Below are 24,030 nucleotides of genomic sequence, written 5' to 3' on the forward strand. Positions count from 1 at the left end.
TGCCGTTTCTGCTAACTCGAGAACTTCACGCCAGGCGCGACAGCATCTCTTTGGCTTCGCTCTGCTGGGTGGCATCGCCTTCGCTGAGGACTTCGCCGAGGATATCCCGGGCGCCGTCGTTGTCGCCCATGTCGATGTAGGCCTGGGCCAGGTCGAGCTTGGTCGCCACCTCGTCAGTACCGCTGAGGAAGTCGAAGTCCGGCTCATCCTCGGCGCCGACCATTGCGTCTTCAGCAGTAAAGGTCGGCTGACCCAGGCTGTCGGACAGCCGATCCAGCTCGGCGTTGACGTCGTCCAGCTCCGACTCGAAGGCATCCTTGGGCGCGGCAGGCGCGTCCATTTCGTCGGCCAGGGAGAGGTCGAAGTCCGCTGGCAGCTCAAGATCGTCCGCCGGCGTGTCAGACACCGCTGGCACGTCGGCCGCAGGCAAGTCGAAGCCCTTCAGGTCGTCGCCCAGATCCAGCAGGAAGTCTTCATCATCCAGAGCCGCCACGGGTGCCGGCGCATCGGCACCCAGGTCCAGGTCGAATTCCGACAAGTCGTCCAGGCTTTCGTTGGCCTGGGTCTGCTGCTGGAGCACCGACTCGAAACTCAGGTCGTCATCTTCCGGGAACGCATCCAGCTCGGCGACAGGCTCGGAGGCCGGCGCAACCGGCGTCGCGTCCAGGTCTTCCAGGCTCAGGTCGAAGGCGCTGTCCAACTCCTCGTTGGTTGGCGCCTTGTCTTCCAGCAGCTCCTTGACGTACTGAGCATCCAGCTCGGCTGCTACAGCTGCCGCGGCGAGACCGGCAGTGGCGGCGACCGCCATGGCCGGGAAACGGCTCTTGAGCTGTTCGACCTGAGCGTAGTTATCGCCATTGGCCACCAGTTGGCGCTCCTGGGCAACGAATGCATCGCGGTCACCCTGCTGCCCATAGACTTCCATGAGTTTGAGGCGCAGGTCGCTGCGCCCAGGCTCGGCCTTGATGCCCTGCTCCAGCATGTCAGCGGCCTGGTTCAAGCGACCACGATCGATGTGGGCCTGGGCCTGGGGCAGCACGTCGTCGGAGCGCTCGGCTGCCGGCGCCACCAGTGGCGCGGCAATAGGCGGTGTAACGATCACTGGCGCGACCACCGGGGCCGGCCTGGCTACCGGCGCAGGAGCGGGCTCGAGCTTCACGCTCGGCGGTGGGACCTCAATGCCCTCGAAACTGTTCGGGGGCAGATCGAGCTCCGGGGAGAAGTCGGCCTCCTCCTCGAGGGCGCGCGCCATGCGCAAGTGTTTCTCGGCTTCCTGCTGGGCCTTGCGCCGGCGGGCAAGCAACAACAGCAGCAACAGAAGGAGCAGAGCCCCACCGCCAATCAACCCCAGCAAGATCGGATTGGTCAGCAGGTCGTTGTATTTCTGCTCATTGGAAGCAGGAGGCGCTGGCTCGACCGGCGCGACAGGTGGCGTCGCTTCAGCCGCTGCTTCAGGCGCGGGCGCAGGTGTAGGCGCCACGGCCGGAGCCCGTGCCGCTGGCGCCTGGGCCAACTCCGCCGACATCACTGGAGGTGCTTCACCAGCCGGCGGAACCGCCGCGCCGTCGGCCTGCATCTTGGCCAGCTGATTGTTCTTCAGCTCGATCAGGCGCTGCAACTTGTCCAGCTGGCTCTGCAGATCAGCCATGCGACTTTTCAGTTCTTCGTTATCCCGGCGAGCCGCATCGAGGCTTTCCTGGGTCACTGCAAGCTTGTTGTTCAGTGCCTGGGCATCACCGGCAGCGCCCTTGCCCTTGGCGCCCGCCTTCGCCGATTCGGCCGAGACCAGGCTCAGGTTGTCGCGACCGGCGGCTTGCGCCGGTGCGCCTTCGCCGCGACCCCGCTTGGTCGCGTCCAACTGCTGCTTGCCGGCACCCGCCACGCTGCGGCGTCCGGAACGCCAGGCGGCGTTCTGCGCGGCGACTTCAGCGATGGCCTGGGGTTGCGGCAAGGCCGTGCTTTGTACCGGGTCCGGCAGACGCAGCACCTGGCCGGTCTTGAGCAGATTGATATTGCCGTTGATGAAAGCGTTCGGGTTCAGCGCCTGGATCGCCAGCATGGTTTGCTGGACCGATCCGCCGTTGCGCACCTTGGCGGCGATTTCCCACAAGGTGTCGCGCGGCGTAGTGGTGTACTGGGACGGCTTGGTAGCGCCAGTGACCGGCGTGGAGACAACCTGAGACGGCTTGGCCCGGGCGGCGTCAGCGGCCTGCGGCGAGAATTTGGACGGATCGAGCAAAACACTGTAGTCACGCAACAGGCGACCGTTGGGCCACATCACCTGCACCAGGAACTTGACCATCGGTTCGGACAGCGGCCGGCTGGACGTTACCCGCAGCACGCTCTTGCCGTTGGCGTTGATGACCGGGGTGAAGGCCAGGTCATTGAGGAAGGCCTGGCGGTCGACCCCGGCCTTGGCGAAGTCATCGGGCGAGGCCAGGCTCGGCACGACTTCGGCAGCAGTCAATTGCTGGACGTCGAGCAGTTCGATCTCAGCAATCAGGGGTTGGTTCGGCGTCGACTTCAGGGTCAACTCCCCAAGCCCGAGCGCCTGCGCCATACCGGAAGACAGCGCCGAGGCGGCCGCTATTGCTAATACCAGTTTGCGAACTTGAACCATAGCCTCTTCCTTTGTTTGAACATTCCTCGGCCAGCGAGAACGTGTTGATGCCGCTGCCGTAAGGCATTGCGCGCAGCCCCGAAGCGACGGTGCGCGCGATCGTTTCACTCATGCCCCGGGAAAGCCTCCAGAGGGAGGTTCGCCTTCAGCATCCTGACCAAGCATAGCGCCCAGCTAGAATCATTCGACAAATTGCCGCCAAGTATCTTTTACAGCAACTCTTTTATCAACAACTCCGCCACCTGCACCGCATTGAGTGCCGCGCCCTTGCGCACGTTATCTGACGTCAGCCACATATTAAGTTCCGCCGGATCGTCGATGCCGCCGCGCACACGTCCCACGTAAACCACATCCTGGCCCACCGCATCGCCCACTGGCGTCGGGTAATCACCCGCCTCTACCAGCTCAATACCGGGCGCGGCTTCCAGGGCGGCATTCACCTGGGCCAGGTCAACGGCCTTGGCAGACTGTACAGTCACGCTAAAGCTATCGCCGAAAAACACTGGAGCTTGAATGCAAGTCACTGAAATTTTTAACAAAGGTTGATTCAACACCTGGCGCAACTCACGCACCAGGCGCTTTTCCAACTGCGTGTGGCCCTGCTCATCCGCCGGACCCACCTGGGCCAACAGGTTGAATGCCATCTGCCGATCGAAAAACTTCGGTTCCAATGGCCGGACGTTGAGCAGCTCGGCGGTCTGGCGTGCCAGTTCGCTCACAGCGACGCGGCCCTGGGCGGACACCGCGAGGCTGGCGGTCACGCTGATGCGCTGCAAGTCCAGGCAATCGCGCAGTGGTGCGAGTGCCACCGCCAGCGCCGTGGCCGAAGCGCTGGGACTGCTGACCTGGAAGGGTTTTGCCAGACCGGCCAACACCTGGGCGTTGGCTTCCGGCACGATCTGCGGCGCCTGCTCCGGCGGCAAGGCGCCCGACAAATCGATCAGCGCACAACCGGCGGCGCTGGCGCGCGGGGCGAAACTCAGGGACACCGCCGGGCCAGCGGCGAAGAACGCCAGTTGGACTTTGCTGAAGTCGAAGTCGTCGACCTCTCGCACCCGCACGTTTTTCTTGCGAAACATCACCGAGCTGCCTGCCGATTCGCTGCTGGCCAGCAGGTGCAGGTTGCCGATCGGGAAGTCCCGCTCTTCGAGAATCTGGACAAGGGCTTCGCCGACAGTACCGGTGGCGCCGATCACGGCAATATCAATGGACTGGCTCATGGGTCTACCTCGGGTAAAACGGGGGGAGCGGCACTTTACCGGGCGGTGGGCGGGCAAGCAATTGAACACAAGAGAACCTGTGGCGAGGGAGCTTGCTCCCGCTCGGTTGCGCAGCAACCGCTAGAGTTTTGGGCCTGCTTCGCAGCCCAGCGGGAGCAAGCTCCCTCGCCACAGAGAACCTCACCCAACCGAGATAAAAAAACCCGCACCTCTCACAAGGCACGGGTTCTTTCACAGCCGCATCGAATCAACGCTCGAGCAGGATCCGCAGCATGCGGCGCAGCGGTTCGGCCGCGCCCCACAGCAACTGGTCGCCGACGGTGAAGGCGCCGACGAACTGCGAGCCCATGTTCAGTTTGCGCAGGCGGCCCACCGGCACGTTCAGGGTGCCGGTGACCTTGGTCGGGCTCAGCTCCTGCATGCTGATGTCGCGGTTGTTCGGCACCAGCTTGACCCAAGGGTTGTGCTGGCTGATCAGCCCCTCGATGTCGGCGATCGGCACGTCCTTGTTCAGCTTGATGGTCAGCGCCTGGCTATGGCAGCGCATGGCGCCGATGCGCACGCAGATGCCGTCCACCGGGATCGGGCTCTTGAAGCGACCCAGGATCTTGTTGGTTTCGGCCTGGGCCTTCCACTCTTCACGGCTCTGGCCGTTCGGCAGCTCTTTGTCGATCCATGGGATCAGGCTGCCGGCCAGCGGCACACCGAAGTTCTCGGTCGGGTACGCATCGCTGCGCATCGCTTCGGCAACCTTGCGGTCGATGTCCAGGATGGCGCTGGCCGGGTTGGCCAGGTCATCGGCGACGGCAGCGTGGGTCGCGCCCATCTGCTTGATCAGCTCACGCATGTTCTGCGCGCCGGCGCCCGATGCCGCCTGGTAGGTCATGGCACTCATCCACTCCACCAGGCCGGCTTCGAACAGCCCGCCCAAGCCCATCAGCATCAGGCTGACGGTGCAGTTGCCACCGATGTAGTTCTTGGTGCCCGCATCCAGCTGCTGGTCGATGACCTTACGGTTCACCGGATCGAGGATGATCACCGCGTCGTCCTGCATCCGCAGGCTGGAAGCGGCGTCGATCCAGTAGCCCTGCCAGCCGGCTTCACGCAGCTTGGGGAAGACTTCGCTGGTGTAGTCGCCACCCTGGCAGGTCAGGATCACGTCAAGGGTCTTGAGCTCGTCGATGCTGTAGGCATCCTTGAGCGCACCGGTGTCCTTGCCCACGGACGGGCCTTGGCCACCGACATTGGAAGTGGTGAAGAACACCGGTTCAATGAGATCGAAATCCTGCTCTTCCAGCATTCGCTGCATGAGCACGGAACCGACCATGCCGCGCCAACCGATCAGACCTACACGTTTCATCGCAACTACACCTATACAAAAGTGGGCCACCGTCGAAGCGGTGGGCCCGAGAGATTACAGATTCCGCAGCGCGGCGACTACTGCGTCGCCCATTTGCTGGGTACCGACTTTGGTACAACCGGCCGACCAGATGTCGCCCGTGCGCAAGCCCTGGTCCAACACCACGCTGACCGCCTGCTCGATGGCATCGGCGGCGTCCGTGAGGTTGAAGCTGTAGCGCAGCATCATCGACACCGACAAGATGGTCGCCAGCGGGTTGGCAATACCCTGCCCCGCGATGTCCGGCGCCGAACCGTGGCACGGCTCGTACATACCCTTGTTGTGGGTGTCCAGGGAGGCCGACGGCAGCATGCCGATGGAGCCGGTGAGCATCGACGCCTGGTCTGACAGGATGTCGCCAAACAGGTTATCGGTGACGATCACATCGAACTGCTTCGGCGCACGCACCAGTTGCATGGCAGCGTTGTCGACGTACATGTGGCTGAGTTCGACGTCCGGGTAATCCTTGGCCACCTGCTCGACCACTTCACGCCACAGTTGGCTGGAAGCAAGCACGTTGGCCTTGTCCACCGAGCACAGCTTCTTGCCACGCACCCGCGCCATGTCGAAACCGACCCGGGCGATCCGGCGGATTTCGCTTTCGCTGTACGGCAGGGTGTCGTAGGCCTGGCGCTCGCCGTTTTCCAGCTCGCGAGTGCCACGCGGAGCGCCGAAGTAGATACCGCCGGTCAGCTCACGGACGATCAGGATGTCCAGGCCGGAGACGATTTCCGGTTTCAGGCTCGAAGCGTCGGCCAGTTGCGGATAAAGGATCGCCGGCCGCAGGTTGCCGAACAGGCCCAGTTGCGCGCGAATCTTCAGCAGGCCGCGCTCAGGGCGGATGTCCCGCTCGATCTTGTCCCATTTCGGGCCGCCCACGGCTCCCAGCAGCACCGCATCGGCGGCGCGGGCGCGGTCCAGGGTTTCGTCGGCCAGGGGCACGCCGTGTTTGTCGATGGCGGCGCCGCCGATCACGTCATGGCTGAGTTCGAAGCCCAGGCCATATTTGTCATTGGCCAGCTCCAGGACCTTGACCGCTTCGGCCATGATTTCCGGGCCAATACCGTCGCCTGGGAGAATCAGAATCTGCTTGCTCATGCTTTCCTCGTTTGTTCTATCGGTGCGTCCTGGACGCACCCGGAAAAATGCTATCGCTCGGCCCACAGCACCAGTACATCTGTACTGAACGAACCATCGGCCTCAATCTCAAAATATTCGCGCACTTCATCGCCCATCGAGCGTTGCAGCTCGAGAATCGCCCCCCGCATCACCTCGGGGGTGCGCATGCGCTCGACCCAGGACTGGTATTCCAGCCGCAGGCGCTGGCGCGTGATGCTGCGGGTGTACAGCCCTGCCTCGCTGACGTGGCGCAACCACTCGGCGGCCGAATAATCGCGCACGTGACTGGTGTCGCGCAGCACCTCGATGCTTTGCAGGTAGGTGTCCAGCAACGGCGTGCCCGGGGACAGGATATCAATGAACGCCATCACCCCACCCGGCTTGAGCACGCGGCGCACTTCGCGCAACGCCAGGTTCAAGTCGCTCCAATGATGCGCCGAATAGCGGCTGAACACGAAATCGAACTCGCCATCGGCGAACGGCAGGCGCTCGGCGGCACCGCACACCGTGGTGATGTTGCCCAGGCCACGCTCCGTTGCCGCCGCAGCCACGACGTCGAGCATCTGCTGGGACAGGTCGTAAGCCACGACCTCCCCGGCCAGGGGCGCGACGTGAAAACTCACATGCCCGGCACCGCAGCCGAGGTCCAGCACGCGGGCGCCGGCATGACCGGCAAGCTCAGCCTGTAGCAGCGCGAACTCAGCGCCCTGGGCGTGCACGGCACTGCTCAGGTAGGCCGAGGCCTGTTCACCGAATTGCTTTTGTACGACTTGACTGTGGGCGGTGCTGGTCATGGGATTTCCTTTTGGGGTGTGGCCTTGTTGTGTCAGTACTGCCGCCTTCGCGAGCAAGCCCGCTCCCACATTGGATCAGCGGTGCTCACAAAACCCTGTGGGAGCGGGCTTGCCCGCGAAGAGGCCGGCACTACTCACACCAATCTCAGGTCAATCAAGCGTCGCGAAACAACCAAGGCTGGCTCGCCCGATGCTTGGCTTCAAACGCCGCGATTGCCTCGCCGTCCTGCAACGTCAGGCCAATGTCGTCCAGGCCATTGAGCAGGCAATGCTTGCGGAACGCATCAATCTCGAACCCCAGCACCTTGCCGTCGGGACGGGTCACGGTCTGCGCCGCGAGGTCGATCTGCAACTGGTAGCCCGGGTTGGCCTCGACCTGCTGGAACAGCTCGTCCACTTCAGCGTCGCTGAGGATGATCGGCAGCAAGCCGTTCTTGAAGCTGTTGTTGAAGAAGATGTCGGCGTAGCTCGGCGCGATGATGCTGCGAAAACCGTACTCTTCCAGCGCCCATGGCGCGTGCTCGCGGCTCGAACCGCAGCCGAAGTTCTCGCGGGCGAGCAACACGCTGGCACCCTGGTAGCGCTCGGCGTTGAGTACGAAATCCTTGTTCAGCGGGCGCCTGGAGTTGTCCTGGTACGGCTGACCGACATCCAGGTAACGCCATTCGTCGAACAGGTTCGGGCCGAAGCCGGTGCGCTTGATGGATTTCAAGAACTGCTTGGGAATGATCTGGTCGGTGTCGACGTTGGCACGATCCAAAGGCGCGACAAGACCGGTGTGCTGGGTAAAAGCTTTCATGCTGCGCTCCTTCAGATCAATTCGCGGACGTCGACGAAACGGCCGTTGACAGCTGCCGCCGCGGCCATGGCCGGGCTCACCAGGTGCGTACGGCCACCGGCGCCTTGACGGCCTTCGAAGTTACGGTTGGAGGTGGAAGCACAATGCTCGCCCGACTCCAGGCGGTCCGGGTTCATCGCCAGGCACATCGAGCAGCCTGGTTCGCGCCATTCGAAACCGGCTTCGAGGAAAATCTTGTCCAGCCCTTCCGCTTCCGCCTGGGCCTTCACCAGCCCCGAGCCCGGCACCACGATGGCCTGCTTGATGGTCGAGGCCACCTTGCGGCCCTTGGCAATCACCGCAGCGGCGCGCAGGTCTTCGATCCGCGAGTTGGTGCAGGAACCAATGAACACGCGATCGAGCTGGATATCGGTGATCGCCTGGTTAGCGCTCAAGCCCATGTATTTCAAGGCACGGACGATGGAGTCGCGCTTGACCAGGTCCATTTCCTTGGCCGGATCGGGTACGTTCTGGTCCACCGCCAATACCATCTCAGGCGATGTGCCCCAGCTGACTTGCGGCTTGATCTGCGCGGCGTCGAGCTCAACCACTGTGTCGAACTTCGCGTCGGCATCAGACACCAGGTCTTTCCAGGCTTCAACCGCCATATCCCATTCGGCGCCTTTGGGGGCGAACGGGCGGCCTTTGACGTAGGCCACGGTTTTTTCATCGGCGGCCACCAGCCCGACGCGGGCACCGGCCTCGATGGACATGTTGCAGATGGTCATGCGGCCTTCGACGGACAAGTCGCGAATCGCGCTGCCGGCGAACTCAATGGCATGGCCGTTACCACCGGCGGTGCCGATCTTGCCGATCACGGCCAGGACGATGTCCTTGGCGGTCACGCCGAACGGCAACTGGCCTTCGACGCGCACCAGCATGTTCTTCATTTTCTTGGCAACCAGGCACTGGGTGGCGAGCACATGCTCGACCTCGGATGTGCCAATGCCATGGGCCAGGGCCCCGAAAGCACCGTGGGTCGAGGTGTGGGAGTCGCCGCAGACCACGGTCATGCCGGGCAAGGTCGCACCCTGCTCCGGGCCGATCACATGGACGATGCCCTGGCGCACGTCATTCATTTTGAATTCGACGATGCCGTACTCGTCACAGTTATCGTCGAGGGTCTGAACCTGCAAACGAGAAACCTGGTCGGCAATGGCTTCGATGCCGCCCTTGCGCTCCGGGGTGGTCGGTACGTTGTGGTCCGGGGTCGCGATGTTGGCATCGATGCGCCATGGCTTGCGCCCGGCCAGGCGCAGGCCTTCGAAGGCTTGCGGCGAAGTCACTTCGTGGATGATGTGACGGTCGATGTAGATCAGCGCGGAGCCATCGTCGCGCTGCTTGACCAAATGCGAATCCCAGAGCTTGTCGTAGAGCGTTTTGCCGGCCATCAGACGGTTCCTCATCAGCTTGTTTCTATGCCCTGGGTCTTGAATTCAATAACCCCTTGGCTTGTGAGGCTGAATGCTATGGGGTTACATTAAATAACTCAAATTCATATTTTTCATGCTTTGCATAACCAACTGGAATTCGAACGGAATCGCCATGGACCTCGCCAATCTCAACGCTTTCATTGCCATCGCCGAGACCGGCAGTTTCTCGGGTGCCGGGGAACGTTTGCACCTGACGCAGCCGGCCATCAGCAAGCGGATTGCCGGGCTTGAACAGCAGCTCAAGGTGCGCCTGTTCGACCGCCTGGGTCGTGAGGTGGGCTTGACCGAGGCCGGCCGGGCCCTGCTGCCACGGGCCTATCAGATTCTCAACGTGCTGGACGATACCCGCCGCGCCCTGACCAACCTGACCGGCGAAGTGACCGGCCGACTGACCCTCGCCACCAGCCACCACATCGGCCTGCACCGCCTGCCGCCTTTATTAAGGGAATTCACCCGCCGCTACCCACAGGTCGCACTGGATATCCAGTTCCTGGATTCGGAAGTGGCCTACGAGGAAATCCTCCATGGCCGGGCGGAACTGGCGGTCATCACGCTCGCCCCCGAGCCGCACACGCTGGTGCGCGCCACGCCGGTATGGGACGACCCGCTGGATTTCGTGGTGGCCCCGGAGCACGTGCTGCTGGAAAACGGCGCGGTCAGCCTGGCGGACATCGCCCTGCATCCGGCGGTGTTCCCCGGCGGCAACACCTTCACCCATCACATCGTGCAGCGACTGTTCGAGGCCCAGGGCCTGACGCCCAACATCGCCATGAGCACGAATTATCTGGAAACCATAAAGATGATGGTCTCCATCGGCCTGGCCTGGAGCGTTTTGCCGCGCACCATGCTCGACGAACAGGTGGCGCGCATTCCTTTGCCAGGCATACAGCTCAGTCGCCAGCTAGGCTATATCTTGCATACCGAACGGACGCTTTCGAATGCTGCACGGGCTTTCATGGCCTTACTGGATGCACAAATCGATCTGCCAGGGACAACGGCATAGGTTGTGCTACTCCTATAGAGCCGCACTGCCCGTGCCTAACGCCCCAACCTGCTCAAGGCCCGCTATACAATGCCCAATCCCGCTGACCACATCCCACCCCTGCCGCGTATCCAGGCGCTTGACCCGAAACGGTCCGAGCAAAGCTGGGACAGTGCGCCGCAGTTGCTGGCCGCCCTGAACGGCGCGCGACTGGGAGCCTGGTCATGGGACATCGAGACCGGGCAAATCAGTTGGTCCCGAGGCACCCAGGCGCTGTTCGGATTCGACCCGCGCCAGCCGCTGCCCACCGATGTCGACTACCTGGACCTGCTGCTGCCCGAGGACCGGGCGAGGGCCATCCGCGCCTTCCATGCGGCGGTTGCCGGCGCACCGTTGGAACAGGCGATGCATCACCGCATCGTCTGGCCCGATGGCAGCCTGCACTGGCTGGAAATCAACGGCAGCGTGTTACCCGACAAGCACGGCCGCCCGCGCATGATCGGCGTGATCCGCGAGATCACCCACCAGCGCGAGCGCGAACAGGCCCTGCGCAGTTCGGAAAAGCGCTTCGCGACGCTGTTTCATCTTTGCCCGAACATGGTCTTGCTGACCCGCCAGGAAGATGGGCTGATCATCGAAGCCAACAAATATTTCGAAAGCCTGTTTGGCTGGCCGTTGCACGACATCATCGGCCGCACGACGCTGGAACTGGGCCTGTGGGTGCAACCTTCGCAGCGGGCAAAACTGCTCGAAGCGATCCAGGCCAAAGGCGAACTGGCAAGCATGGAGGTGCAATTGCGGGCCAGTAACGAGCTGGTTCACACCGGTCTTCTCAGCGCGCAGAAGGTCGAAATCGAAGGCCAGCCCTACTTGCTCAGTACCTTCCTCGACACCACCGAGCGCAAACAGGCCGAACAGGCGCTCAAGGACAGCCAGGAACGCCTCGACCTGGCCCTCGATTCGGCGCAATTGGGTACATGGGACTGGCACATCCCCAGCGGCATGCTCTACGGCTCGGCCCGGGCCGCGCAGCTCCATGGCCTGGAACCCAAGCCATTCCATGAATCGTTCGACGCGTTTTTCGACGGCGTGCCCACCGAAGAACGCAACAACATGCGTAACGCCTATCGCAGCCTGCGCGAAGGCCCGGCCGGCAACTACCAACTGACCTACCGCGTGCAACTGCCGGACGGCAGCTCGCGCTACCTGGAAAGCCGTGCCCGGCTCTATCGCAACGACGACGGCAGCCCGTTGCGCATGGCCGGGACGCTGCTGGACATCACCGACCAGGTCGAACGCGAACAGAGCCTGGCGGCGTCGGAAGAAAAATTCGCCACGCTGTTTCATGTCAGCCCGGATCCGATTTGCGTCACCCACCAGGACACTGGGCGATTCCTTGAGATCAACTCCAGTTTCAGCCAGACCTTCGGCTGGGTCGCCAGTGACGTAATCGACCGTACCGCCGATGAAATTGGGCTCTGGGATGCCCCGGGCAGCAGCCTGCAACGCATTGAACGAGTGATCCGCGAGCAGTCCCTGAACAACGTCGCCATCGTCGTCCATCACAAGAACGGTCAACCGCTGACCTGCGTGATCTCCAGCCGGCAGATCAACGTCGGTAATCAACCGTGCATCGTCACCACCCTGCGGGACATCACCCAACAGCAGCGCTCCGAAGCGGCGCTCAAGGCCAGCGAAGAGAAATTCGCCAAGGCGTTCCACTCAAGTCCCGACGCCATCACCATCACCGAAAGGGAAAGCGGCCGCTACCTGGAGGTCAACGATGGGTTCTGCCGCCTGACCGGCTACCGTGCCGACGAGGTGGTTGGCCACACGGTCTATGAGGTCGGCATCTGGGCCGAAGAAAAACAGCGCAATAGCCTGCTGACCGAGCTGCAACTCAAGGGCCGCGTGCATCATCAGGAGATGCTCGGGCGCAACAAACGTGGAGAAATCCTCACCGTGGAGGTGTCGGTCGAGCCCATCACGCTCAACGAAACCGCCTGCCTGCTGCTGACCGCCCGGGACGTGAGCCTGCTGCGCAACGCCGAAGCCCAGATCCGCCACCTCGCCTATCACGATCCACTGACCAACCTGCCCAACCGGGCGCTGCTGATGGACCGGCTGAGCCAGCAGATCGCCCTGCTCAAGCGCCACAACTTACGCGGCGCCCTGCTGTTCCTTGACCTGGACCACTTCAAGCACATCAATGACTCCCTGGGTCATCCGGTGGGTGACACGGTGCTGAAGATCATCACCGCGCGCCTGGAGGCCAGCGTACGCCTGGAAGACACCGTGGCGCGGCTGGGCGGCGACGAATTCGTGGTGCTGCTCAGCGGCCTGGAAGGCAGCCGCGCCGTCGTCAGCGAACAAGTGCAGAACCTGGCCGATACATTGCGCGAACTGCTTTCAGAGCCCATGTCCCTGGATGGTCAACGGTTGCAAGTCACGCCGAGCATCGGCATGGCGCTGATTCCCGATCATGGCTCGACCCCGGCCGACCTGCTCAAGCGCGCCGACATCGCGCTGTACCGTGCCAAGGATTCGGGGCGCAACACCTCACAGATGTTCCACGCCACCATGCAAAAAGCCGCCAGCGAACGGCTGCGCATGGAAACGGACCTGCGCCAGGCCTTGGCCCGTGGCGAGTTCAGCTTGCATTTCCAACCCCAGGTCGATGCCCGGAACAATCGCATCATTGGCGCCGAGGCCCTGGTTCGCTGGCATCACCCGGAACTGGGCGCCCAATCGCCTAACGAATTCATCAAGGTGCTGGAAGACAGCGGACTGATCCTGGAAGTGGGCACCTGGATCCTCGATGAAGCCTGCGACGGCTTCAAGCAACTGATCGCCAAAGGCAAGGTCGACCCGCGGCAGTTCAGCCTGTGTGTAAACATCAGTCCGCGCCAATTTCGCCAGAGCGACTTTGTCGAGCGCATCGAAAACAGCCTCGCCTCCCACGGTCTGCCCTGTTCCATGCTGAAGCTGGAAATTACCGAAGGCATCGTGATCCAGAACCTGGACGACACCATCGGCAAAATGCGCCGACTCAAGAAACTCGGGGTCAGCTTCGCCATGGACGACTTCGGTACCGGTTATTCGTCGCTGACCTACCTCAAGCGCCTACCGGTGGACACGCTGAAGATCGACCAGTCATTCGTGCGCGATGCCACCAGTGACCCCAACGACGCGGAAATCATCCGCGCCATCGTTGCCATGGCCCGCAGTCTCAACCTGGAAATGATTGCCGAAGGCGTGGAGACCCTGGAGCAGTTGCACTTTTTGCAGGGGCTTGATTGCCATTTGTACCAGGGCTATCTGCACAGCCGACCGTTGCCGCTGGAGGCGTTTGAGCGGTTGTTGCCGTAATGCAAGCACCTTGTGGAGAGGGAGCTTGCTCCCGCTGGGCTGCGCAGCAGCCCCAAAAAGCGCGATACCGAATTGCCTGACACTCCCCGTCGGTAGCTCTCGGGGCTGCTTCGCACCCCAGCGGGAGCAAGCTCCCTCGCCACAGGGCGCGACACCCACATGAAGAAGGGCGCCATTTAGGCGCCCTTCTTCAGTTGCGGTGCATCAGTTTTGCAGCGCGGGTTGCTGCTGCGCCCCATTGATCGGGATGCGCTTGGCTTTCGCCTCTTCCGGGATCACCCGCAACAGGTCGATGCTCAACAGACCGTTGCTCAAGCCGGCGGATTTGATCTCGATATGATCCGCCAACCGGAAGGACAGCTTGAATGCACGCTGGGCAATGCCCTGGTGCAGGTAGGTGACGCTGTCATTGCTGGCCTCGCGCTTACCGCCGCTGATGGTCAGCACACCTTTTTCCACTTGCAGGTCCAGGTCTTCCTCCCGGAAGCCCGCAGCAGCCACGACGATACGGTATTCATCATCACCGTATTTTTCCACGTTGTAGGGTGGATAGCTGCTGCCCGGTTCGTTGCGCAAAGCGGTTTCGAACAGATCGTTGAAACGGTCGAAACCTACCGAGGAACGGAACAGCGGGGCCAGCGAAAATGCAGTACTCATGATTCAAATCTCCTGAAAAATCAGCAAGGTTTTTTGTCTCCGCGACCCGGATTCGGCATCGCGTAACCCCTATCTAGGGTTCGCCAAAAACTTTTCAAGAGCTTTTTTTGAAATTTTTTTCAGGCCGCTTCCGTGTGCGGTACGCCCAGCAAATGGCCCACCGCGTCCAGCTCGGTTTCCCGGCGCAGGGCCGTAAACAACTGCACCGCCTCGGGATAATTGCGGGTGAGCATGGCCAGCCATTGCTTCAGTCGACCCGGCGCCTGGCGCGGTGTCAGTTGCTCGACCACCTGTCGCCAGAACTCCTGGAGCATCGGTTGCAGCTCGGCCCACGACATCTGGACCACTTCCTCGCCGGCCCGGGCTGCGGCGATCTGCCGGGCGAGGTCTGGGCGGGAAACGAGACCGCGACCGAGCATGATGTCTTCCACGCCGCTGATTTCGCGGCAACGGCGCCAATCGTCCACGCTCCAGATATCACCGTTGGCGAATACCGGCACCTTGACCACTTCCTGGACCCGGGGAATCCATTCCCAGTGCGCCGGTGGCTTGTAGCCGTCGGTCTTGGTCCGCGCATGCACGACGATGTGCTCGGCGCCGCCTTCGGCCAGGGCCGTGGCGCAGACCAGCGCGCCGTCCGGGCTATCAAAGCCCAGGCGCATCTTGGCCGTGACAGGGATATGGCCGGGGACCGCGCGACGTACGTGCTCGACGATCCGGTTGAGCAGTTCCGGCTCCTTGAGCAACACCGCCCCGCCCCGGGACTTGTTCACAGTCTTGGCTGGGCAACCGAAGTTCAAGTCGATGACTTGCGAACCCAACTCACAGGCCAGCGCCGCGTTTTCCGCCAGGCACACCGGATCGGACCCCAGCAGCTGCACCCGCAATGGCACGCCGGCGGCGGTCTTGGCATCGGTCAACAGTTCAGGGGCGAGCTTGTGGAAATAGGCCGGTGTGAGCAGGCGGTCGTTGATACGGATGAACTCGGTGACACACCAGTCGATACCGCCAACGCGGGTCAGGACATCCCGCAGGATGTTGTCAACCAACCCCTCCATGGGCGCCAGGGCAATTTGCATGGAAAAACACACTCAACGAAAAAACGTGCGGCAGTTTACCGGATTTTGCCCACACCATCTGAATTCACCACCACCCCCTGTAGGAGCGAGCTTGCTCGCGAAGCGGTGGGTCAGGCTACATTGATGTGAATGTGCCGCCGCATTCGCGAGCAAGCCTGCTCCCACAGGGGGTTGCGCAGCTCTCAGGAATCAAGTCCGCCGCAAATCCAATTGTGGGAGCGGGCTTGCTCGCGAAAGCGCTGGAGCAGCTTGCATTGATGCTGAATGTGCCGTCGCATTCGCGAGCAAGCCCGCTCCCACAAGGGTTCAGTTCATGACAAAGCTGTCGCGGGCATGGCCGCGCCGTAGCCTTCGATGAATTCCGGCGGCATGCGCTTGGGTCGGCCGCTGGACAGTTCGATGCAGACGAAAGTGGTCTGGGCCCGCAATAGGGTGGTGTTGTCGCTGGGGCGGATCAACTGGAAGTGCCGGGTCATCTTCAACCGTTGGTCCCAGTCGACGATCCAGGTCGCCAGTTGCAGCTCATCGCCTTCATAGGCCGCCGCCAGGTAATCGATTTCATGCCGCACCACCGCCATGGCCCGATCCAGCCGTCGGTACTCAACCAGGTCCAGCCCCAGGCGTTGCGAATGCCGCCAGGCACAGCGCTCCAGCCAGGTGACGTACACGGCATTGTTGGCGTGCCCCAACCCGTCGATGTCTTCGGCGCCTACCTGAAGATCAATGATGAACGGCGTTGCCCGATCCCAGCCCATGCCCCTCTCCCGGTCGAATGTGGATCGGCGCAGTGTACCCGATCCCTGTGGGAGCCGGGCTTGCCCGCGATGGCGCCAGGACAGACTGCATCACTGCGAATGTACCGACATCATCGCGGGCAAGCCTTGCTTCCCCCACCATTCAAGCTCAGGCCAACTGCCGTGCTTGCAGGCTGCGCCCAGCCAACAGGGATAACACGCCTTCAATCACACGGGGATCGGCCAACACCCGCTGATGCCCGCCCTGGGGCAAGCGCAGCAAGCGGCTGTCGAACCAGGCCTCATGAATCAGTTGCGATTCCTTGACCGACACTGAAGTGTCATCCTCGGCATGGACGATCAGCCCCGGCACGTCCATCTGGTAATGCGCGACGTCCATCTTCGACGCGGGCATGCCCACATCGTTTTCCACCTGGCGTATGAACGCCGATCGCGCGCGAGGCGGCAGACCCATATGGCGGGCAAAACCGCGCAATACACCCAGGATGCGCGCCGGCGCCGCGATGCTGACCAGGGTCTCGGTGCGCAGTCCCAACTGGACCGCCAGCATGGCGCTGGCGCCGCCCATGGAGTGCCCGATCACAGCCTGCAACGGTGGCAGTTCGGCGGCGGCTTCGAGCATGGCCCGGGCGAACAACAGGACGTTCGCTTCGCGACCCGGAGAGCGGCCATGGGCCGGACCGTCCAGCGCCACCACGGTGTAACCGGCGTCCACCAGCGCAGTGATCAACGCCGCGAACTGGGTGGGCCGCCCTTCCCAACCGTGCATCAGCAAGACGGCGGGGCCATTGCCCCAACGCAAGGCCGAGAGACCGAAGCGCAAGGTGACGCGCTCGGCGCTCGCCAACAGTGGCAACTCCCAGTCCCGAGGCGGCAGATCCCGGGGCCGCATGAACAGCGATCGCATCTTCTTCGCCACCAGTTGCGGAGCCACTCGGCCCAGCGTGCCATTGACGCCACGAATCCAGGTCAACCTGTCCATCGCTCACCTCCAGGCATGCATCTTGCGCTCAGCGCACTGCCGACTTGGCGGCACGCAGCAAACGATCCGACAGTTCTCCTGGGCCCAAGGCCCGCGCCAGGGCCAGGCCGCCCACCATCAAGGCGATATCGGCCAGGGCCTTGTCGGCATCTTCGGGACTGGCCGCTAACTGCGCGGCCATCAACTCAATGTGCTCGCTGAGCACGTCACGAAACGGATCCGGCAAACGACCCAGCTCGCCGATCGAAGCCGGGATCGGGCAAGCGTTCTCGGTGGAATCGCGATGCTTGCGCGACAGGTAGAACGCCGCTACCAGGGCGCGCCGCTCTTCACCGGTCAGCTCAGCATCCATGTCGGCGATCAAGCCGCGGCGCCGGCTGAGCAGTTTCTTGAACGCCTCGAGCATCAACGCATCCTTGCTTTCGAAATGGGCGTAGAAACCGCCCACCGTCAGCCCGGCTGCGCCCATCACCTCGCCCACGCTCGGCTCGGCCGGGCCACGCTGGATCAACGCGTCGCTGGCGGCCTTGATAATGCGTTCACGGGTTTGTGCCTTTTTATCGCTCATCGCTGCCTCCGAATATTACGACTAGAATATTATTCGCATAATAATTTTCTGCAAGCGGAAAATTCAGACCGCCTGTCAGGATCATCTTTGAGAAAGGGAGAATTGGCTGAACGCCAGACAAACAAAAGGGCCATTCAAGAATTGAATGACCCTTATAAAATCCCGCAGAGCGGGTAATCGTGGCGTCCCCTAGGGGACTCGAACCCCTGTTACCGCCGTGAAAGGGCGGTGTCCTAGGCCACTAGACGAAGGGGACACAAACCTTCTTGCTTGATCAGCGCTGAGAACTGATCGATTCAAGGCCGGTGTGGCCAGACCTTGAACCTGTCGATTGGTGGAGCTAGACGGGATCGAACCGTCGACCTCTTGCATGCCATGCAAGCGCTCTCCCAGCTGAGCTATAGCCCCGGATTTTTCGCCTCGCGGCGCAGCGACATCTTGCAACATCGCTTCGTAAAACTGGCGTCCCCTAGGGGACTCGAACCCCTGTTACCGCCGTGAAAGGGCGGTGTCCTAGGCCACTAGACGAAGGGGACGCAAACCCTTCTATACAACTGATCAACGCTGAGTGTTGATCGCTTCAAGGCCGGTGTGGCCAGACCTTGAAGTGTAAATTGGTGGAGCTAGACGGGATCGAACCGTCGACCTCTTGCATGCCATGCAAGCGCTCTCCCAGCTGAGCTATAGCCCCTCATCGCTGAGGACGGGGCGAATCTTAAGGGCGTATCGGGGGGCTGTCAAATTTATTTTCAACAAATCTGAAAATTTTTTGCCGGGATAACAATCACTTACCGACAAACCCCGGAAAACCGGGGTATGCCCTGCCTCATCGACCGCTTAGGCAATCGCGCCGAGCAGTTTTTCCCACTCCTTGTTTTCCTTCTTCGACACGCCACCGAGCAGATCGATGGCCTGGCGCAGACGGAAACGCGTCAGGTCCGGTCCGAGGATTTCCATCGCATCAAGCACGGACACCGAGCTGGCCTGGCCGGTTATGGCGGCGAACATCAGCGGCATGGCGTCGCGCAACTTCAGCTCCAGAGACTCGACCACCGCCTGGATGGTCGCGGTGATGCTGTCCTTTTCCCATTGGCGCAGGCTTTCGAGCTTCCACAGGATCAGTTGCATCAACTGACGCACCTGATCGCCCGAGAGTTTCTTGGACTCGAACAGCTTCGCGTCCGGCGTCACGCCACCGGCGAAGAAGAAACCGGCCAGCGGGGCGATCTGACTGAAGGTCTCTACCCTGCCCTGCACATGGGGGGCGATTTTCATCATGTACTCAGGATTCAACGCCCACTTCTGCACGCGTGCGGCGAACTCTTCCACCGGCAGGTCCCGCAGCCACTGGCCGTTGAGCCACGAGAGTTTCTCGATATCGAAAATCGGGCCGCCCAGGGAGACGCGCGACAGGTCGAAGTGCTCGACCATTTCCTGCAATGAGAACTTCTCGCGCTCGTCGGGCATCGACCAGCCCATGCGCCCCAGGTAGTTGAGCATCGCTTCGGGCATGAAGCCCATGCGCTCGTAGAAAGTCACCGAGGTCGGGTTCTTGCGCTTGGACAGCTTGCTCTTGTCCGGGTTACGCAGCAGCGGCATGTAGCACAGCTGCGGCTGTTCCCAACCGAAGTACTCGTAGAGCAGGATCAGTTTCGGCGCCGAGGGCAGCCACTCTTCACCACGCAGTACGTGGGTGATGCCCATCAGGTGATCGTCGACCACGTTGGCGAGGAAGTACGTCGGCAGGCCGTCGGTCTTCATCAGCACTTGCATGTCCATGCGATCCCACGGGATCTCGACATCGCCACGCAGCAGGTCCGGCACCACGCAGACGCCTTCACTCGGGACTTTCATGCGGATGACATGAGGCTCACCGGCCGCCAGGCGACGGGCGACTTCTTCCTTGGACAGCAGCAGCGCACGGCCGTCATAGCGCGGGGTTTCACCACGGGAGATCTGCTCGGCACGCATCTGGTCCAGTTCTTCGGCGGTGCAGAAGCACGGGAACGCATGGCCCATGTCGACCAGTTGCTGGCAATACTGTTTGTAGATATCGCCACGCTCGCTCTGCCGGTACGGCCCATGGGGGCCGCCGACATCCGGGCCTTCGCTCCATTCGATCCCCAACCAGCGCAGGGCATCGAAAATCTGCTGCTCGGACTCACGGGTCGAACGCAACTGGTCGGTGTCCTCGATCCGCAGGATGAACTCACCGCCATGCTGCTTGGCAAAGCAATAGTTGAACAGAGCGATGTAAGCGGTGCCGACATGGGGATCGCCAGTGGGCGACGGCGCGATGCGGGTACGGACGGTGGTCATGGCATGTCTCGGAAAGAAGATAAAAGCGAAGATCAAACAGGGGGCGAATGGTAACAGGCGATGGCAGGGGGGCTCCAGTCGGAGGGGGATATCAGCGGGAACCGTCAGACCGCGTCGCCTCATTCGCGAGCAAGCCCGCTCCCACAGGGGGTACGCATTCCATGTGGGAGCGGGCTTGCTCGCGAAAGGGCCCTAAAGGCCGGCGCAAACCTCAGACCGCCAACAACCGCTCGCGCAACTTGCCAATCTCGTCACGCAATTGCGCCGCTGCTTCGAACTCCAGGTCGCGGGCCAGTTGGTACATCTTCTCTTCCAACTGCCGGATACGCTTGGTGATTTCGCTGGGCGAACGCAGCTCGGCTTCGTAGCGGGCGCTTTCTTCGGCGGCCTTGGCCATGCCCTTGCGCTTCTTGCTGCGCGAACCGGGTACGGTGGCGCCTTCCATGATGTCGGCGACGTCCTTGAACACCCCCTTGGGGGTGATGCCATTGGCGAGGTTGAACGCAATCTGTTTGTCCCGACGCCGCTCGGTCTCACCGATGGCCCGCTCCATGGAGCCGGTGATGCGGTCGGCGTAGAGAATCGCCCGGCCGTTGAGGTTACGCGCCGCCCGACCGATGGTCTGGATCAACGAGCGCTCGGAGCGCAGGAAGCCTTCCTTGTCGGCGTCGAGAATCGCCACCAGCGACACTTCCGGCATGTCCAGGCCTTCGCGCAGCAGGTTGATGCCCACCAGCACGTCGAAGGTCCCCAGACGCAGGTCGCGGATTATCTCGACCCGCTCTACCGTGTCGATGTCCGAGTGCAGGTAACGCACCCGCACACCGTGGTCGGCCAGGTAGTCGGTGAGGTCTTCGGCCATGCGCTTGGTCAGCGTGGTGACCAGCACCCGCTCCTCCAACGCCACACGCTTGGTGATTTCCGACAGCAAGTCGTCCACCTGGGTCAGCGCCGGCCGCACTTCGACCTGCGGATCCACCAGCCCGGTCGGACGCACGACTTGCTCGACCACCCGCCCGGCATGCTCGGCCTCGTAGTTGCCAGGGGTGGCCGAGACGAAAATCGTCTGCGGGCTGACACTTTCCCACTCATCGAAGCGCATCGGCCGGTTATCCAGCGCCGAAGGCAGGCGGAAGCCGTATTCCACCAGGGTTTCCTTGCGCGAACGGTCGCCTTTGTACATCGCGCCGACCTGGGGCACGCTGACGTGGGATTCGTCGATCACCAGCAAGGCATCGGCCGGCAGATAGTCATACAGGGTCGGTGGCGGCGCGCCCGCCGGACGGCCCGACAGGTAGCGCGAGTAGTTTTCGATGCCGTTGCAGTAGCCCAGCTCCAGGATCATTTCCAGGTCGAACCGAGTCCGCTGCTCCAGGCGCTGGGCTTCCACCAGCTTGTTGTTCGAACGCAGGTATTCCAGGCGTTCCTGTAGCTCGACCTTGATCCCTTCGATGGCATCCAGCAGGGTTTCCCGCGGTGTCACGTAGTGGCTCTTGGGGTAGAAGGTAAAGCGTGGCAGCTTGCGGATCACTTCACCGGTCAGCGGGTCGAACGCCGAGATACTCTCCACTTCATCATCGAACAGCTCGATGCGGATCGCTTCCAGGTCGGATTCCGCCGGGTAGATGTCGATCACATCGCCGCGCACCCGGAAGGTCGCCCGGGCGAAATCCATGTCATTGCGGGTGTACTGCAAGTCGGCCAGGCGCCGCAGCAAGGCACGCTGGTCGAGTTTGTCGCCGCGGTCCACGTGCAGCACCATCTTCAGATAGGTTTCCGGGCTGCCCAGGCCATAGATGCACGACACGGTAGTAACGATGATCGCGTCCTTGCGCTCGAGCAGCGCCTTGGTCGCCGACAGGCGCATCTGCTCGATGTGGTCGTTGATCGAGGCGTCCTTCTCAATGAAGGTGTCCGACGATGGCACGTAGGCCTCGGGCTGGTAGTAGTCGTAATAAGAGACGAAGTACTCCACCGCGTTGTTCGGAAAGAACGCCTTGAACTCACCGTACAACTGCGCGGCCAGGGTCTTGTTCGGCGCCAGCACCAGGGTCGGACGCTGCACCTGGGCGATCACGTTGGCGATGCTGAACGTCTTGCCCGAGCCGGTCACACCGAGCAGCGTCTGGTGCGCCAGGCCGGCCTCGATGCCCTCGACCATCAGGCGGATGGCTTCCGGCTGGTCGCCGGCGGGCTGGAATCGTGTGACTAGCTGGAATTCAGACATGACATAACCTCTGGGTTCACCCCGGTCGGCCAGCCGACAGGAACGAGAAAGACCGAAACGACTGATGTCGTCCGAGGAAAAAGCTGGGATGCGCACAATGTGGAGGTGAATCCCTTAGCTTTCAAGACGAACGTCCTACAAGCCTTGAAGACTTTGACGCCGCGAAGGGACTAACGGTCGAAAAAAAACCAAAATTCTTACCGTAAAAGCCGAATCGCCTGTCGCCGCAGCCGGTGATGGCCTCTATACTAGCTCCCCGTTTGTGCACCGCTCTAGTGCATCCGGCTGGAGCGCCACACGTCCCCCCTCACTCCATTCAGAGCCGCGCAATAATGAGCCTGTTTTCCGCTGTCGAATTGGCACCCCGCGACCCCATCCTGGGCCTCAACGAAGCATTCAACGCTGACACCCGTACCAATAAGGTCAACCTGGGCGTAGGTGTTTACTGCAACGAGGAGGGGCGCATTCCACTCCTGCGCGCCGTGGTCGAAGCCGAGACGATTCGCGTGGCCCAGCACGTTTCCCGCGGCTACCTGCCGATCGACGGCATCGCCGCCTACGACCAAGCGGTCCAGACCCTGCTGTTCGGCAAGGACTCTGCGCTGATCAGTTCCGGTCGCGTCATCACCACCCAGGCCGTGGGCGGCACCGGCGCATTGAAGATCGGCGCCGACTTCCTCAAGCAACTGCTACCTGACGCCGTCGTCGCCATCAGCGACCCAAGCTGGGAAAACCACCGCGCCCTGTTCGAAACCGCAGGCTTCCCGGTGCAGAACTACCGCTATTACGATGCCGCCACCCATGACGTGAACCGCGCAGGTCTGCTCGAAGACCTGAACGCCCTGCCCGACCGCTCGATCGTCGTGCTGCACGCCTGCTGCCACAACCCGACCGGTGTGGACCTGAGCCCGGAAGACTGGAAAAACGTGCTGGCCGTGGTCAAGGCCAAGAACCACGTTCCGTTCCTGGACATGGCCTACCAGGGCTTTGGCGACGGTATCGACGAAGACGCGGGGGCCGTGCGCCTGTTCGCCGAATCGGGCCTGACCTTCTTCGCGTCCAGCTCGTTCTCCAAGTCGTTCTCGCTGTACGGCGAGCGCGTCGGCGCCCTGTCGATCGTCAGCGAATCGAAGGAGGAAAGCGCTCGCGTGCTGTCCCAGGTCAAGCGCGTGATCCGCACCAACTACTCAAACCCGCCAACCCATGGCGCCAGCATTGTTGCCGCCGTGCTCAACAGCCCGGAGCTGCGGGCCCAGTGGGAAGCGGAACTGGCCGAAATGCGCCTGCGCATTCGCGGCATGCGCAACCAGATGGTGGACATGCTGGCCAAGGCTGCACCGCACCGCGACTTCAGCTTCGTCGCACGCCAGCGCGGGATGTTCTCCTACTCCGGCCTGACCGTTGAACAAGTGACGCGCCTGCGCAACGAGTTCGGCATCTACGCCCTGGACACCGGCCGCATCTGCGTGGCGGCGTTGAACCAGAACAACATCGATGCGGTGACCAAGGCGATTGTGCAGGTGATCTGAGGCTCGCCGAGCAAAGAGCCTTGAGACCTGTGGGAGCGGGCTTGCTCGCGAAGGCGGTATGTCAGTTTAAATATTCGTAGCTGACACACCGCATTCGCGAGCAAGCCCGCTCCCACATTGGTTTTTGTGTTTCCGCTTTT

Annotated in this window: 17 protein-coding genes and 4 tRNA genes; 3 read left to right on the top strand and 18 right to left on the bottom strand. The window is 62.1% G+C overall.

Features of this window, described 5'->3' with window-relative positions:
* Positions 1-25: 25 nt before the first annotated feature.
* The 7 genes from RGM2987_RS18260 to leuC all read right to left on the bottom strand — a co-directional run bounded on the left by RGM2987_RS18260 (position 26) and on the right by leuC (position 9,381).
* Complete coding sequence (locus tag RGM2987_RS18260; protein WP_245143919.1) at positions 26-2,620, bottom strand: FimV/HubP family polar landmark protein; 2,595 nt, start codon at positions 2,618-2,620, stop codon at positions 26-28.
* A 209-nt stretch (positions 2,621-2,829) separates the two neighbouring features.
* Complete coding sequence (locus tag RGM2987_RS18265) at positions 2,830-3,840, bottom strand: aspartate-semialdehyde dehydrogenase (RefSeq protein WP_245143922.1); 1,011 nt, start codon at positions 3,838-3,840, stop codon at positions 2,830-2,832.
* Between the two features lie 247 nt (positions 3,841-4,087).
* Positions 4,088-5,200, bottom strand: a complete 1,113-nt coding sequence (gene asd, locus RGM2987_RS18270; protein ID WP_245143925.1) for an aspartate-semialdehyde dehydrogenase — start codon at positions 5,198-5,200, stop codon at positions 4,088-4,090.
* 54 nt (positions 5,201-5,254) lie between these two features.
* Positions 5,255-6,337, bottom strand: a complete 1,083-nt coding sequence (gene leuB, locus RGM2987_RS18275; protein ID WP_245143927.1) for a 3-isopropylmalate dehydrogenase — start codon at positions 6,335-6,337, stop codon at positions 5,255-5,257.
* Between the two features lie 50 nt (positions 6,338-6,387).
* On the bottom strand, positions 6,388-7,152 hold the full coding sequence (locus tag RGM2987_RS18280) for a class I SAM-dependent methyltransferase (RefSeq protein ID WP_245143929.1): 765 nt from the start codon (positions 7,150-7,152) through the stop codon (positions 6,388-6,390).
* A gap of 154 nt (positions 7,153-7,306) precedes the next feature.
* Positions 7,307-7,951 carry a 3-isopropylmalate dehydratase small subunit gene (leuD, locus tag RGM2987_RS18285; protein WP_245143931.1) on the bottom strand — a complete coding sequence of 215 codons (645 nt, stop codon included), beginning with the start codon at positions 7,949-7,951 and terminating at the stop codon, positions 7,307-7,309.
* 11 nt (positions 7,952-7,962) lie between these two features.
* A complete protein-coding gene (leuC, locus tag RGM2987_RS18290; RefSeq protein WP_245143933.1) occupies positions 7,963-9,381 on the bottom strand; it encodes a 3-isopropylmalate dehydratase large subunit in 1,419 nt (472 codons plus the stop codon).
* Between the two features lie 154 nt (positions 9,382-9,535).
* On the opposite strand from leuC, the gene RGM2987_RS18295 reads away from it, so the two are divergent.
* Positions 9,536-10,426: a LysR family transcriptional regulator gene (locus RGM2987_RS18295; RefSeq protein ID WP_245143936.1), complete on the top strand. Its 891-nt coding sequence runs from the start codon at positions 9,536-9,538 to the stop codon at positions 10,424-10,426.
* A gap of 69 nt (positions 10,427-10,495) precedes the next feature.
* Positions 10,496-13,774: an EAL domain-containing protein gene (locus tag RGM2987_RS18300; protein WP_245143938.1), complete on the top strand. Its 3,279-nt coding sequence runs from the start codon at positions 10,496-10,498 to the stop codon at positions 13,772-13,774.
* A gap of 204 nt (positions 13,775-13,978) precedes the next feature.
* On the opposite strand, the gene RGM2987_RS18305 is transcribed toward RGM2987_RS18300, so the two are convergent.
* The 11 genes from RGM2987_RS18305 to uvrB form a co-directional block, all read right to left on the bottom strand.
* Positions 13,979-14,431 (bottom strand): Hsp20 family protein, encoded by a 453-nt coding sequence (locus RGM2987_RS18305; RefSeq protein ID WP_047700569.1) that lies wholly within the window; start codon positions 14,429-14,431, stop codon positions 13,979-13,981.
* Between the two features lie 119 nt (positions 14,432-14,550).
* On the bottom strand, positions 14,551-15,510 hold the full coding sequence (locus tag RGM2987_RS18310) for a tRNA-dihydrouridine synthase (protein ID WP_245143940.1): 960 nt from the start codon (positions 15,508-15,510) through the stop codon (positions 14,551-14,553).
* 311 nt (positions 15,511-15,821) lie between these two features.
* A complete protein-coding gene (locus tag RGM2987_RS18315) occupies positions 15,822-16,265 on the bottom strand; it encodes a thioesterase family protein (RefSeq protein WP_245143943.1) in 444 nt (147 codons plus the stop codon).
* A 148-nt stretch (positions 16,266-16,413) separates the two neighbouring features.
* Positions 16,414-17,247, bottom strand: coding sequence for an alpha/beta fold hydrolase (locus RGM2987_RS18320; RefSeq protein ID WP_245143945.1), 834 nt, complete (start codon positions 17,245-17,247; stop codon positions 16,414-16,416).
* Positions 17,248-17,275: 28 nt separating this feature from the next.
* Complete coding sequence (locus RGM2987_RS18325; protein ID WP_245143947.1) at positions 17,276-17,815, bottom strand: TetR/AcrR family transcriptional regulator; 540 nt, start codon at positions 17,813-17,815, stop codon at positions 17,276-17,278.
* Positions 17,816-17,995: 180 nt separating this feature from the next.
* A tRNA-Glu gene (locus RGM2987_RS18330) sits at positions 17,996-18,071 on the bottom strand.
* A gap of 76 nt (positions 18,072-18,147) precedes the next feature.
* A tRNA-Ala gene (locus RGM2987_RS18335) sits at positions 18,148-18,223 on the bottom strand.
* Between the two features lie 52 nt (positions 18,224-18,275).
* Positions 18,276-18,351 (bottom strand) — tRNA-Glu (locus tag RGM2987_RS18340).
* Positions 18,352-18,430: 79 nt separating this feature from the next.
* Positions 18,431-18,506 (bottom strand) — tRNA-Ala (locus RGM2987_RS18345).
* A 146-nt stretch (positions 18,507-18,652) separates the two neighbouring features.
* Positions 18,653-20,134 (bottom strand): glutamate--tRNA ligase, encoded by a 1,482-nt coding sequence (gene gltX / locus RGM2987_RS18350; RefSeq protein ID WP_245143950.1) that lies wholly within the window; start codon positions 20,132-20,134, stop codon positions 18,653-18,655.
* A 211-nt stretch (positions 20,135-20,345) separates the two neighbouring features.
* Positions 20,346-22,361: an excinuclease ABC subunit UvrB gene (gene uvrB / locus RGM2987_RS18355; protein ID WP_245143954.1), complete on the bottom strand. Its 2,016-nt coding sequence runs from the start codon at positions 22,359-22,361 to the stop codon at positions 20,346-20,348.
* Positions 22,362-22,693: 332 nt separating this feature from the next.
* Between uvrB and RGM2987_RS18360 the strand changes: the two genes are divergently transcribed.
* Positions 22,694-23,890: an amino acid aminotransferase gene (locus RGM2987_RS18360; protein ID WP_245143956.1), complete on the top strand. Its 1,197-nt coding sequence runs from the start codon at positions 22,694-22,696 to the stop codon at positions 23,888-23,890.
* Positions 23,891-24,030 lie beyond the last annotated feature (140 nt).

It is taken from the genome of Pseudomonas sp. RGM2987, assembly GCF_022952855.1.
Taxonomy (GTDB): Bacteria; Pseudomonadota; Gammaproteobacteria; order Pseudomonadales; family Pseudomonadaceae; genus Aquipseudomonas.